13 protein-coding genes are annotated in these 13,272 nt (G+C 57.9%); 10 read left to right on the top strand and 3 right to left on the bottom strand.

Annotation, left to right across the window (positions count from 1 at the left end):
* Nucleotide 1 precedes the first annotated feature (1 nt).
* From dxr to ACM66T_RS00845, 6 genes are all read left to right on the top strand, one after another.
* Complete coding sequence (dxr, locus tag ACM66T_RS00820) at nt 2-1,075, top strand: 1-deoxy-D-xylulose-5-phosphate reductoisomerase (protein WP_231019703.1); 1,074 nt, start codon at nt 2-4, stop codon at nt 1,073-1,075.
* The gene (locus tag ACM66T_RS00825) at nt 1,072-1,611 is read left to right on the top strand and encodes an RBBP9/YdeN family alpha/beta hydrolase (RefSeq protein ID WP_231019704.1); all 540 of its coding nucleotides are present in this window, start codon (nt 1,072-1,074) and stop codon (nt 1,609-1,611) included. Before dxr ends, ACM66T_RS00825 begins: the two co-directional genes overlap by 4 nt.
* On the top strand, nt 1,608-2,585 hold the full coding sequence (gene tsaD, locus ACM66T_RS00830; protein ID WP_231019705.1) for a tRNA (adenosine(37)-N6)-threonylcarbamoyltransferase complex transferase subunit TsaD: 978 nt from the start codon (nt 1,608-1,610) through the stop codon (nt 2,583-2,585). Before ACM66T_RS00825 ends, tsaD begins: the two co-directional genes overlap by 4 nt.
* Nucleotides 2,586-2,681: 96 nt before the next feature.
* Nucleotides 2,682-3,185 (top strand): thiol peroxidase, encoded by a 504-nt coding sequence (tpx, locus tag ACM66T_RS00835; protein ID WP_231019707.1) that lies wholly within the window; start codon nt 2,682-2,684, stop codon nt 3,183-3,185.
* Between the two features lie 88 nt (nt 3,186-3,273).
* A complete protein-coding gene (locus ACM66T_RS00840; RefSeq protein ID WP_231019708.1) occupies nt 3,274-4,032 on the top strand; it encodes a TIGR04219 family outer membrane beta-barrel protein in 759 nt (252 codons plus the stop codon).
* A gap of 90 nt (nt 4,033-4,122) precedes the next feature.
* Nucleotides 4,123-4,806 carry a TIGR04219 family outer membrane beta-barrel protein gene (locus tag ACM66T_RS00845; RefSeq protein WP_231019709.1) on the top strand — a complete coding sequence of 228 codons (684 nt, stop codon included), beginning with the start codon at nt 4,123-4,125 and terminating at the stop codon, nt 4,804-4,806.
* Here the strand turns inward: ACM66T_RS00845 and ACM66T_RS00850 are convergent.
* The gene (locus ACM66T_RS00850) at nt 4,803-5,591 is read right to left on the bottom strand and encodes a UDP-N-acetylmuramate dehydrogenase (protein WP_231019710.1); all 789 of its coding nucleotides are present in this window, start codon (nt 5,589-5,591) and stop codon (nt 4,803-4,805) included. The genes ACM66T_RS00845 and ACM66T_RS00850 overlap by 4 nt on opposite strands.
* Nucleotide 5,592: 1 nt before the next feature.
* The gene (locus ACM66T_RS00855; protein ID WP_231019711.1) at nt 5,593-6,456 is read right to left on the bottom strand and encodes a menaquinone biosynthesis family protein; all 864 of its coding nucleotides are present in this window, start codon (nt 6,454-6,456) and stop codon (nt 5,593-5,595) included.
* Between the two features lie 149 nt (nt 6,457-6,605).
* Between ACM66T_RS00855 and recA the strand changes: the two genes are divergently transcribed.
* The 4 genes from recA to ACM66T_RS00875 are packed head-to-tail and all read left to right on the top strand — an operon-like array spanning nt 6,606 to nt 9,719.
* On the top strand, nt 6,606-7,649 hold the full coding sequence (gene recA / locus ACM66T_RS00860) for a recombinase RecA (protein WP_283949354.1): 1,044 nt from the start codon (nt 6,606-6,608) through the stop codon (nt 7,647-7,649).
* Complete coding sequence (gene eno, locus ACM66T_RS00865) at nt 7,646-8,914, top strand: phosphopyruvate hydratase (protein WP_416768681.1); 1,269 nt, start codon at nt 7,646-7,648, stop codon at nt 8,912-8,914. Before recA ends, eno begins: the two co-directional genes overlap by 4 nt.
* A gap of 33 nt (nt 8,915-8,947) precedes the next feature.
* The gene (locus ACM66T_RS00870) at nt 8,948-9,241 is read left to right on the top strand and encodes a hypothetical protein (RefSeq protein WP_416768682.1); all 294 of its coding nucleotides are present in this window, start codon (nt 8,948-8,950) and stop codon (nt 9,239-9,241) included.
* A gap of 4 nt (nt 9,242-9,245) precedes the next feature.
* A complete protein-coding gene (locus ACM66T_RS00875; protein WP_231019716.1) occupies nt 9,246-9,719 on the top strand; it encodes an AMIN domain-containing protein in 474 nt (157 codons plus the stop codon).
* A 36-nt stretch (nt 9,720-9,755) separates the two neighbouring features.
* On the opposite strand, the gene metH is transcribed toward ACM66T_RS00875, so the two are convergent.
* Entirely contained in the window at nt 9,756-13,247 is a 3,492-nt protein-coding gene (metH, locus tag ACM66T_RS00880) for a methionine synthase (RefSeq protein WP_231019717.1), read from the bottom strand.
* Nucleotides 13,248-13,272: the final 25 nt, after the last annotated feature.

Genomic DNA, 13,272 nt, shown 5'->3' on the forward strand with positions numbered 1-13,272 from the left:
CGTGATTATTCTCGGTTCGACCGGTTCTATCGGTGTCAACGCCCTGGCGATTGCCGAGCGCTTTTCGCTCAACGTTGAGGCCCTCGTTGCCGGTAACAGCATCGACCGGCTCAACCAGCAGATCGAGAAGCACCGCCCCAACTGGGTCGTCATCGCGAACGAGGCAGATATCCCCAGGGTCAACCACCCCAATGTCCTGAGCGGGGAAGAGGCGATCCTGCGGGTGATCGAAGAGGCGGATTCGGAATTCGTCGTTAACGCCCTGGTGGGCTTCCTGGGGCTGCGCCCGACCCTCAAGGCGCTGGAGCGGGGCAAAAAGGTCGCCCTGGCGAACAAGGAGTCCCTGGTGGCGGCGGGCGCCTTTATCGATACCTCCCGCATCCACCCCATCGACAGCGAACACTTCGGGCTCTGGTACCTCCTCAATGACAGCCGCCCGGTCAAAAAGATGACCATCACCGCCAGCGGAGGGGCATTTCGCGACTGGCCGCTCGAGAAACTCGCCACGGCGACGCTGGAGGACGCCCTCAAGCACCCCAACTGGTCCATGGGGCAGAAGATCACGATCGACAGCGCCTCGATGATGAATAAACTCTTCGAACTGCTCGAAGCGCGCTGGCTTTTCGGGGAGCTCGACTACGATGCCATCATCGAGACCCGTTCGCTCATTCACGCCTTTGTCGACTTCGCCGACGGTTCAACGACGGCGCACATTGCCGGGGCGAATATGCAGCTGCCGATCGCCTACGCCCTGATGGGCAAGGTCGAGGAGCAGATCCTGGAACCCGTGGACCTGCTCAAAGTCGGCGGCCTGGAGTTCCGCGAGATCACGCAGGAGCGCTACCCGGTCTGGCAGATCAAAGCGGCGCTACTGCGTGAACCCCAGCGCGGGGTCGTCGTCAATGCCGCCAACGAGGCGGCCATTGCCCAATTTATCGCCGGCAAGATCGGCTTCCTCGATATCTCCCGCAGGGTCGTCGACGCCTTCGAGCATTTCGACCGGATGCCCCGGAGTGTCGAAGAGGTCTTCTCCATCGACGAAGAGGTGCGCGCTTACGTGGGAGCAGTGTCATGAGCAAAAAGGTCCTTCTGCTGCACGGCTGGGGCGGCAGCGACTACCCGCACTGGCAGAGCTGGCTGGCGGGGGAGCTGGCCAGGGATTACGGCACGGTCTGCTTTCCGCTGCTCGACCATCCTCACTTCCCTTCAAAAAACCGCTGGATGCGCCAGGTGAAAGCGTTGCTGGAGGAGTTCACACCGGACGTCGTCATCTGCCACTCCCTGGCGAACACCCTCTGGTTTCATCTCTGCCAGGAAGGGGAGATCGTACCGGTAGAGCATCTTTTTCTCGTCGCTCCACCGCGCCTTGACTGTGAGATCGAGACGATCAAAAGCTTCTTCCCCATCACACCGCCCGCAAACCTTTTTGCCGAGAACATACAGCTGGTGACGTCGACGACGGACCCCTATATGACCCCGGAGGAGGCGCAGGCGTTGCAAGGCGCATTGAATGTGCCGATGATGGTGCTGGAAGCGGCCGGCCATATCAACGCAGACAGCGCTTACGGCGAATGGCCGTGGATCCTGGAACAGGTAAAGGGCCTAGGGTGATTCTTTCCATCGAAAGCAGCTGCGACGACAGCTCAATTGCCATCACCGAGATAGCGACGAAGAAACTCGTCTACCATAAGAAGATATCCCAGGAGCTGGAGCATGCCGTATACGGCGGGGTCGTACCGGAGCTGGCATCGCGGCTGCACGCCGAGGCACTGCCGAAGATCCTGGAGGAGTGCAAAGGGTGGTTCGGCCAGCTCAAGGCCGTCGCCGTCACGAATGCCCCCGGTCTCTCCGTGACCCTGGTCGAGGGGGTGACGATGGCGAAGGCGCTCAGCCTGACGCTGAAGATCCCGCTCATCGGCGTCAACCACCTCAAGGGGCATATCTATTCGCTCTTTATCGAGAAGGAGACGCGGTTCCCGCTGACGGTGCTGCTTGTCTCCGGCGGGCATACCCAGGTGATCGAGGTGGAGAGCCTGGATCGGATGGAAACGGTCATGCGGACGATGGACGACAGCTTCGGAGAGAGCTTCGACAAGGTTGCGAAGATGATGGGGCTAGGGTACCCCGGCGGCCCGGTCATCGAGAAGCTGGCGCTGAAGGGCGACCGGGAGCGCTACCCCTTCCCCATCCCCCTGCAAAAGCGCGGCGAGATGGCGTTCAGCTACTCGGGTCTCAAGAACGCCGTTCGTCTGGCCGTCGAGGAGGGCAATGAAGCGGACTACCCCGACATCGCCGCTTCCTTTGAGCACATTGCCACCGAGCACCTCTTCCGAAAGTTACGAAAATATTTCAAAACCCGCCCGCCCAAGCGTTTTGCGATCGTCGGAGGCGCCAGCGCCAACCGCTACCTGCGCGGGCGCATTGAGGAGCTTCTGGCCCCTTTCGGCGCCGAACTGCTGCTGGCGGAACTGCAGTACTGCTCGGATAATGCGGCGATGATCGGGCGGATTGCCGTTGACCTCTACGAGGACAAATCCTTCACCTCCATCGACGAGCTCCATAGCGCACCCAAATCTGACTTTTAAACTCAACTTAAGAGTTCCCAGGTTGGGGGCTATTAAGACAAAAGTTATCCGAATTATGTAAAACTCCTGCATCTCAAAAAAAACAGGAGCCCTAACATGGCAACTACAATGCTCAAAGGTAACACAGTCAACCTCGCAGGTAACGAAGTAAACGTTGGTGATAAAGCACCGGAAGTTACAGTTGTAAACTCTAATGGTCTGGCAGACAAAGTTGTCGGCGGCGCGTCCGGCAAAAAACAGCTGATCGTTGTTGTCCCGTCCCTCGACACACCGGTGTGTGCAACGGAAACTCGTAACTTCAACAAGCAGGCAGCAGAGCTCGGTGACATTGACCTCACGATCGTTTCTATGGACCTTCCGTTCGCGGGCGGCCGTTTTTGTTCTACAGAAGGTATCGAAAACCTGACAGTCGCTTCCGATTTCCGTAACAAAGATTTCGCGAACGCTTACGGTGTTCTGATCGCTGACGGCCCGCTGGCCGGCGTTACTTGCCGTGCTATCTTTGCAGTAGACGCTGAAGGTACGGTCACTTACAAAGAGATCGTTCCGGAAATTACAGAAGAGCCGAACTACGACGCTGCACTCGCAGCCGTAAAATAAGCCGCACCCTCCTCGCGGAGGGATTCCCCTTTCCCCCGTATCTCCTTTCTGTGATATAGTATGCCTACCTGATGAAAGGTTGTACCCTATGGATAATCTGCTAAAAATTGTCATTTCACTGTTGCTCTTTTCCCTGCAGGGATTCTCCCAAGCGCTGGAGGTTGAAGCGGGTGGCGGTGCCTGGATGCAGACGCCGAAGGGGACGGTGGCCTATTCGACGTCAAACGGATCGGGAGATAGTACGTGCCGGGAGACAGAGGCAGCGATCGGGTATGCATGGCTCTATATCCGGCATCCGATTCCTGTTTTTCCGAACATTCGTCTGGAGTACAGTGCCGCCGGCAGTGACGGCGATGCGACGGTTGACCTTATTGCCCCGCTCGGAGTGATGGCCACTACCACAAGCCATTTTGACGTGAAGGCGTATGATGCAATCCTTTACTACAACCTGCTGAACAGTACCTTCTGGACGACCCTGGATCTGGGGCTGGATGTCAAGGTGGCCGGTTACACATACGACGTTGTTCCGACCGATGGCCTTCTTGCCTACGGCGGCTACAGCAGAAGCGGTACCCTGATTCTGCCGCTCGTCTATACACGGTTACGCGTCGACATCCCCGGCACGGGGCTCGGTATCGAAGGATTAGGCAGCTACATCACCTATGAAAAGTCGTATGTGTACGATGCGCGGATCAAGGCTGACTGGACGCTGATCTTTGTCCCGGGTGTCCAGCCCGGAATCGAGGTCGGTTACCGGATGCAGAAGGTCAAGATAGATGACGATAAAGAGCTGAAAGGCGATGTCGATTTCAGCGGCCTCTTCGTCGGTGCATTTTTGCGTTTCTAGTGCCCTGTAAAGAGGTTCCTCCCCTTTGACTCCCGAGCGAAATTTTTTTCTGATATACTCTGTTTTGATAACTTTGTAATAATGGAGTAGATGATGTCTATGAAAATGAAAACGGCGGCGGCACTGGTCGCGGCACTTTTCTCCCTGAACGCGTCGGCGGATTTTGTACGTGCTGAGGCCGGTATCGGTGCTTTCAATGCCGCACCCGGCGGTACGTTTGAACCGAAAAATGGTGGTGCTGCTACAGACCTTAAAGATGCGGGTATTGATACGGAGAACGATCTCTATGTCTGGGCCTATGTCAAGCACCCGGTACCGGTCATCCCCAACGTCCGTCTGGAGTACCTGAACCTGACGCATAACCCGAACGGGAGCAGTTCGTTCAACGTCAGCGAGCTTGACGGGATCCTCTACTACAACATTCTCGATGATACTTTCTTCGTCACCGTTGACATCGGTCTCGACGTCAAATACGTGACGTCAGGCAGCAAGGGCTTTGATGACTCGGAGACACTGGCGCTCGCTTATGCCCGCGCACGGGTAGAGCCGCTCGACTCCCTCGGCCTGGAGACGCTGGTCAAGGTGACGAACTACCAGGATAACAAGGGGTATGATTTCCGTATCAAGGCGGATTACACAATGACGTCCCTCCCCGTCATCCAGCCGGGCCTGGAGATCGGTTACCGTATTCACAAGGTGCAGTACGCGATCGGTGATTACATTAACAAGGGTGAATATACCGGTGTCTACGGCGGTCTGATGCTGCGCTTCTAAAGCCAGCGCCGGTCGATTACAATCACTTCCCGCTCCAGCAGGATGCCCTCACGCTCCTGCACGCGCCGCTGCGCCAGTTCCAGCAGAGTAGCCGCTTCCTCAAACGTTCCACTCCCCAGATTGACCAGAAAATTCGCATGCATGGTGCTGAAGGCCATATCCCCGATGTGGTACCCCTTGAGACCGACGGATTCGATCAGCCGTCCGGCATAATCCCCCGGCGGGTTTTTAAAGGCGCTGCCGGCGCTGGGGTCGGAGGGCTGGTTGGCCCGCATCTGTCTGAACAGTTCGATTTTGGACGGGTCGAATCCCGGTGCGATCTCGAACATTGCTTCAAAAACGACTTCGTCAATTCCGGTGGTGCGGTAGCCGTGGGGCACCTCCGCTTTCGCATGCCAACCGCTTTTCGTACGCAGGGCGATGAGGTGGTTGAAAATCTCGTATTCCTTCAGCCCCGCGTTCATCTTCAGCATGCCGCCGAGGGTACCGGGGAGGTGGGCGAGAAACTCGAAGCCTCCGATATTGTGTTTCTTGCAGAAGGAGACGACCTTGCCGCCGGGGGTCGCGGCCCCGATGTGCAGAATACCCGTTTCGATGCGGATGAAATCGTAGGTTTTGGAGAGCTTCATTAGCGGAGGGAGCTCCGTGCCGAAGAGGACGTTGTTGGCAGCTCCGATGAGGTAGGCATCAGTGGGATAGTCGTCGCCGTCGATCATGTAGACCTCGGCGACGGGTCCGATGCCGATGGAGCTGAGGCGGGCCAGGTCGATCGATTTGTAGGGCATGTCAGCTGTGGCGGTAGTCCAAGTACTCGCGGGGGATCGTATACTCCTCGGCACGGATGGGCGCGTCGTAAAAACCGTGTTCGAAACCGAGTTCATAGAGTTTGTCGATCGCTTTGTACTGCAGGTCGCTCAGTTCGACGGACTCGTCGTTGGCATAGAGCTCCAGGTAGCGGTCCAGCGTCGGGGCGTCGATGCGCACGAGCTTGTTTTCCAGCAGCAGTTCGCACAGCTCCGCTTTGCGTTCGCGGGCGACGCGGACGGCGTCGGTGAGCGTCTGTTCATAGGCGATGGCTGCGGTGAGCGGCAGGGAGCGTCTGATCGCCATGCCGCCCAGCGGCAGCGGAAGGTCGGGCCCGGCCAGTTCCTGCCAGACGTCCCACAGTTCGCGTTCGACCTCGAGGGTGTCGTCGAAGGTGAGGATGCTTTCATGGATCAGGACGCCGGCGTCGACGGTGCCGTTCTTGACAGCCTCCTCGATCTCGAGGAAGTTCATGTAGACGATGCGCGCATCGGGGTAGGCGATGCGGAAGAGCATCGCGTTGGTCGTGTAGCGGCCGCTAAGCGCGACTTTGAAACGGCGTTTCAGTTTTTCGCCTTTGCGTTTGATCAGCTTGGGACCGTACCCCTCGCCGAAGCTGACGGCGGTGCGCAGCAGGGCATATTCGTCGCGGATATGCGGGTAAAGAGCGAAGCTGATGGCGGTGATATCGTAGGTCCCTGCAAGCGCTTCGACATTGAGGGTTTCGATATCGAGAGGGATATTGTCGAAGGCAACGTCGGGCTGGGTGACCCATCCGAATTTGACGGCATAGTACATAAAGATGTCGTCGGCATCCGGGGAGTGGGCAATCAGCATTTTTTTCATTAAAGACCCTCGCGTTTCATTACGCCCATTTTAGCCAATGCGCGCTAAAATGCCGGAACGAATCGGCTATGAAAATATGGCTGTATGACATATTGTTTTTGATAAATTTCATTTTGCAATAAAATGTTCCAAAACCACCAAAAGGCTCTATGCACATGGACGCGAATAAGCAAAAATCACTCGAACTGGCGCTGAAGCAGATTGACAAGGCATTCGGCAAGGGGACGCTGATGCGTCTGGGAGACAAGGAGATCGAGCCGATCAGTTCCATCAGCACCGGCTCCATCGGTCTGGACCTGGCCCTGGGGATCAACGGGGTGCCGGAAGGGCGCGTCATCGAGATCTACGGACCGGAGAGTTCGGGGAAAACGACCCTGGCCCTGCAGATCACGTCCGAGGCCCAGAAAAAAGGGGGTGTGTGCGCCTTCATCGACGCCGAACACGCGCTGGATATCGGGTATGCGAAAAACCTTGGCGTCGACGTGGAGAACCTGCTTGTTTCCCAGCCCGACTATGGTGAACAGGCTCTCGACATCGTCGAAACCCTGGCACGTTCGGGGGCAGTCGACCTGATCGTGGTCGACTCCGTCGCGGCACTGACCCCGAAGGTGGAGATCGAGGGGGAGATGAACGACCAGCAGGTCGGTGTCCAGGCGCGTCTGATGTCCAAGGCGCTGCGGAAGATTACCGGGGTACTGCACAAGATGAACACGACGATCATCTTCATCAACCAGATCCGGATGAAGATCGGCACGATGGGGTACGGTTCGCCGGAAACGACGACGGGGGGGAACGCGCTTAAATTCTACGCCTCCGTGCGCATCGACGTCCGGAAAATCGCGACGCTGAAGCAGGGCGAAAGCCAGATCGGGAACCGGGTCAAGGCGAAGGTCATCAAGAACAAAGTGGCCCCGCCGTTCCGCCAGGCGGAGTTCGACATCATGTTCGGAGAGGGGATCTCCAAAGAGGGCGAATTGGTGGATTATGGGGTAAAACTTGATATAATTGATAAGAGCGGAGCGTGGTTCAGCTACGAAGATGTCAAACTGGGTCAGGGGCGTGAAAACGTCAAGCAAAAGTTTAAAGAGGAACCGGCGCTCGCTGTTGAAATCGAGAACAAGATACGTAATGCCATGGGCATGAGCAATATCATGCAGATGGATGAATCAGAAATGAATGAGGTTGATGAATGATTTATATCGATAATGTGACGGCAATGGAGGTGATGGATTCACGCGGGAATCCGACAGTCAAAGCAACAGTAGAGCTGAGCGACGGAACGGTAGCAAGCGCGATCGTCCCGAGCGGTGCCAGTACGGGGAAACGCGAAGCGCTGGAACTGCGCGACGGCGGCGACCGCTACATGGGCAAAGGGGTACTGACTGCGGTTGAGAACGTCAACACCCAGATTGCCGATGCCATTATCGGACTGAGCCCTTTCAACCAGGCGATGATCGATGCCGAAATGAAAGCGCTTGACGGGACGGAGAACTACTCCAATCTCGGTGCGAATGCGGTCCTGGGTGTCTCCATGGCCGTTGCACGCGCCGCGGCGGACAGCCTCGGCATGCCGCTGTACCGCTACCTCGGCGGCGCCAACGCGATGGTGATGCCGGTCCCGATGCTCAACATTATCAACGGCGGTTCCCACGCCGACAACTCCGTGGACTTCCAGGAGTACATGATCATGCCGGTCGGCTTTGAAGATTTCGCCGAGGCGCTGCGCGCGTCGGCCGAGGTTTATCACAACCTCAAAAAGATCCTCAAAGACGCCAACCACAACACGGCGCTCGGTGACGAGGGCGGGTTTGCCCCAGACCTCTCTTCCAACGAGGAACCGATCCAGGTCATCATGCAGGCGATCGAGAAAGCGGGCTACAAAGCGGGTGAAGAGATCGCGATTGCCCTGGACGTTGCAAGCTCCGAGCTGGTCGTCGAGGGCGGTTACCGTCTCGAATCCGAGAACCGCACCGTCACCTCCGAAGAGCTGGTCGCCTACTACGAGGACCTCTGCAGCAAATACCCGATCGTTTCCATCGAGGACGGCCTGAGCGAAGATGACTGGGCGGGCTGGAAAGTCCTGACAGACAAACTCGGCGACAAGGTTCAGCTCGTCGGCGACGATCTCTTCGTTACCAACGCGAACATTCTCGCCCAGGGAATCGAACAGGGCGTCGGAAACGCGATCCTGATCAAGCCGAACCAGATCGGTTCCGTCTCCGAGACGATGCTGACGGTTCGCCTGGCGCAGCGCAACGGCTACAAGTGCGTCATGAGCCACCGTTCCGGCGAAAGCGAAGATGCTTTCATTGCCGATTTCGCGGTCGCGCTCAACTGCGGGGAGATCAAAACCGGTTCCACGGCACGCGGCGAGCGTACGGCCAAGTACAACCGCCTGCTCGAGATCGAGAACGAGCTTGTTTACGGCGAATACCTCGGCGCCGTACTCTTCAGCTAACCCTGCGCCGCACTCCTGCGGCACTGCCTATCTATGCACTCCACAGACACCCCAACAGATGAGAAGGATGTCGCCTCATCCGCACCTGACATCATCGAACACTACCTCGGATTCAAAACCAAGCATTTTCTGATGGCGCTGGCGGGTGTCGTCATCGGCGCGTTTTACCTCAGTAACCTTCTTTTCGGAAACGCCTCGCTGGAGGTCCTGCTCCAGCTGGAGAACTACGAAGGGCATCTTGCCAGTGAAATTGCAAGATTGAAGCAAGAAAATGCCACACTGCAAAAAGAGTATTTCGAACTCAAAGAGCTTGAACCATCGGAGTAAATGCGTGAAATTTTTCCTGATCCTGTTGACAATCACCGCTGCGACCCTGCTGAGTGCAAGGGACAACCCCTTTCTGCCGTCATCTTCATCGCCGGAACCGCTCCCGGCGGAAATAAAAGAAATACCGGTCAAAGAGACAGTTGTTAAAGAGCTGCCTGTGAAAGAAACGCACTCCTTGGCGACACAGACCGTGAATTTTCAGCAGGCCCGATTTCTCTTCTCGGAGGGGAAAGTACGCATTGAAAGCCGTGACAAGCTCGCAAAGCATTTTGTCATCCGTAAGCCGACGCGCATTATTCTCGATTTTGAGGCGAATGTCGACTTCCCGACACGCAAGCGCGAGGTCAATGTCGCGCCGTTCAAAGAGATCCGAATGGGCATGCATCCGGGTTATTACCGTATCGTGATCGAGTTGGAGAAGCGTGCCGACTATGGCATCGAACCGTCGAAGTACGGATACACTCTGACCCTGAAGTAACAGGCGGCAGAGGGTTACAGAAACCTCATAGCCACACTACACGTTATAGTATGTCGCTTCCTTGTGGTGGATGACGATGGCTGACGTCGACTGCTCCGGATGGATCTGGTAGGTTTCGCTCAGTTCAATCCCGAACTCCTCCGGTTTCAGCAGGTCGAAGAGCGGGCGGTTGAGCTCCAGGTCCGGGCAGGCGGGGTAGCCGAAGCTGTAGCGCGCTCCCTGGTAGCGGTTCATGCGGACATCGGCGAGGGTCGGCCCTTCATTGTCGGCGATATTGAGATCGAGCCGGATCTGCTTGTGGGCAATCTCGGCAAGGGCCTCGGCCAGCTCCACCCCCAGACCATGTACCTGGTAGTATTCATTGTATTTCCCCGCATCATAGAGCTCTTTTTCATAGGTACTCAGACGGCTGCCGGCGCTGACGCAGGAGAGTGCCACGACGTCATGGCGGTCATGGCGGAAGAAGTCGCTGAGTGCGCGGTGGGGCTGTTTGCGCTGGCGTGGGAAGGTAAAGGCGCATTCGGCATCACCGATGATCTGTTCCAGCGGTTCGCGACTGGCGTCAGCATCGCGGTGCCACCCCTCCGTTTCCGGGAAAACAAGCAGGGTGTTGTCATCGGAACGGGCCGGCCAGTAGCCATAGAGGATGGTCGGTTCAAAGAGGCCTTCGTCCAGGAAGAGCGCCTTGAGCTTTTCGTAAGCCGGCCAGACAAGCTCGTCGAGCTGTTTCTCGTAGGCATCTTTCTTCATGCCCTTTGAACTGTATCCCCAGCGCTGTTTGAAGAGGATCTTGTGGTTGATCCACTCGAATGCCATCGCCTTCTGCGCTTCGGTCAGCTTCAGCTCACGCCGCCCCCAGAAGGGCGGTGTCGGTACGCGGACGTCCCGCGAGGGCATTTTCAGCTCCTTAAACGGCGGGATGACGACCTCTTTCTTCTCGGCCTGCTCGGCGACTTCCGGGGCATTCGGGTGGAGGTCGGTGTCCAGGTTGCCCGCTTCGATGCGGCTCATCGCCGTGACGCCGTCAAAAGCGTCTTTGCAGTAGAAGATCGGGCCGTCGTAGCTGGGGCGGCAGAAATCCTCGATAAAACTGCGTGTGAGCGCCGCACCGCCCAGCAGAATGGGAACGGTGATCCCCGCCGCTTTCAGCGCCTCGAGGTTCTCTTTCATCACCTGGGTCGATTTGACGAGCAGGCCGCTCATGCCGATGGCACTGGCACTGCTCTCTTGTAGGGTTTTGACGAAGTTGTCCAGTTCGACCTTGATCCCGAGGTTGATCACCTTGTAGCCGTTGTTGGTGAGGATGATGTCGACGAGGTTCTTGCCGACGTCGTGTACGTCCCCTTTGACGGTACCCAGCACGAGGGTTGTGTCGACGGCCTTGTCGACTTTTGGCAGGTAGGGGTTGAGGTGGTCGACGGCAGTTTTCATCGTTTCGGCGCTCTGCAGCACGAAGGGGAGCTGCATCTGTCCCGAACCGAAGAGCTCGCCGACGACTTTCATGGCGTCAATGAGAATTTCGTTGACGATCTTTTCCGGGGCGATTTCGCTCCTTGCCTCCTCGACAAGAGGGATCATCCGCTCCTTGTCACCGTCGAGCAGGAGCTTCGCGATCTTCTCTTCGGTCGAGAGTGCGTTGTAGGCTTCATCCTCCGCGGCACTGTCGACGGCCTCTCTGTTGCCGAAATGGTCGATGAAATCGAACAGTGACTGTCCCTCCGGTTTCTTGTCGAAGAGGAGGTTCTCGCACGCTTCGAGGTCCTCGTCACTGATCTTCGCCATCGGGATGATGTGCTTGACGTTGATGATGACGGAGGTGAGCCCCGCTTCGATACAGTGGTGCAGGAAAACGGAGTTAAGGTAGGGTCGGGCGTCCTTGTCCAGGCCGAACGAGATATTCGAAAGCCCCAGGATCGCCCCGACCTCCGGATGGCGGGTGCGGAGTTCGCGGATCGCCTCGATCGTCTGGACGGCCGCATCGCGGTACTCTTCGTCCCCACTGCCCACGGTAAAGGTAAGAACGTCGAAGACGAGGTCCTCGGGGTTGAGCCCGTGCTTCTCGGTAGCCAGGGTGTAGATACGTTCGGCGACCTCGAGTTTGCGCTCGACCGTTTTGGCCATCCCCTCTTCGTCGATCGTCAGACAGACGAGGGCAGCCCCGTATTTTTTCGCCAGCGAACAGACGGTATCAAACTTCTCGATCCCGTCTTCGAGGTTGACGGAGTTGATGATCGGCTTGCCACCGATCAGCTTGAGCGCTTCTTCGAGTGCCGGGGTCTGGGTGGAGTCGGGCATCAGCGGCAGCGGGATCTTCTGGGCGTAGAGGCCCATCACCTTGTTCATGTCCTTTGTTTCGTCGCGGCCGGCGAAACCGACGGAAACGTCGAGGACGTGGGCCCCGGCCCGTACCTGCTGCTGACCGACGCTGAGCGTCCCTTCATAGTCCTCATCGAGGAGGAGTTCCCGGAACGCTTTGGAGCCGGTGGCGTTGGAGCGTTCGCCAACCAGCAGCGGGGCGGGCTCCTGCATCAGCGGAACGGCGTTGAAGAGCGAGGCGAGCGAGGTCGGCTGGGAACCGGAGGGCGCCTTGGGTGCAGTGGCGTGCACCCGCTCACAGAGCGCTTTGATATGCTGCGGCGTCGTCCCGCAGCAGCCACCGAGGAAACTGACGCCGTCATAAGAGAGGAAGCTCTCCTGACGGTCGGCGAACTCGTCGGGCCCCATCGGGTAGTAGGTGTAGCCGCCGCGGTTCTGCGGGAGCCCCGCATTGGCGTGGATGGAGATGGGCTTGCCCCAGACGTCGCTGAGCGCCTTGACGTGCTTGGTGTACTGTTCCGGGCCGGTGCCGCAGTTGAAGCCCAGCGAGAGGATGTCGAAGGGCTCCATAATGACGGCGAGGGTCTGGGCGTCGGTCCCGATGAGCATCGTGCCCGCCAGTTCGATCGTCCCCGAGACCATGACGGGGAGGTCGGTGCCGCGCGACGCGTTGGCCGCCTCGCAGGCGTGCAGGGCCGCCTTGATCTGCAGCGGATCCTGGCAGGTCTCGAGCAGGAACACGTCGCAGCCGCCGTCAATGAGCCCCTGGGCACACTCAGTGTAGCCTTCAAGCATCTCGTCGTAGTGGATGTGTCCCAGCGAGGGGAGTTTCGTGCCCGGACCGATGGAACCCAGCACATAGCGCGGGTGCTCCGGGGTGCTGAAGGTGTCGCACACCTCTTTGACGCGCTGCGCCCCGGCCTTGGAGAGCTCATAGGCGCGGTGCCCGATGCCGTACTCGTCCAGGACCCATGAGAAGGCGCCGAAGGTGTTGGTGGTGATCATGTCGGCACCGGCGTTCAGGTAGGCGTGGAAGATGTCGCGCATGATCTCGGGAGCGGTGACGTTGAGCAGTTCGTTGCACCCCTCATTGCCTTCCCATGCCGCTTCGGGGATCTGCTCATGGCGCTGTTGCAGCTGCGTACCCATGGCGCCGTCAATGATAAGCGGCCGCCGTTTGATGGTTTCTAAAATGGCGTTTTTTACGGACATGATCTGCTTTTTTTCTGCTTATTTT

The sequence above is a fragment of the Sulfurimonas sp. ST-25 genome (genome assembly GCF_048079205.1).
GTDB classification, from domain to species: domain Bacteria; phylum Campylobacterota; class Campylobacteria; order Campylobacterales; family Sulfurimonadaceae; genus Thiomicrolovo; species Thiomicrolovo sulfuroxydans.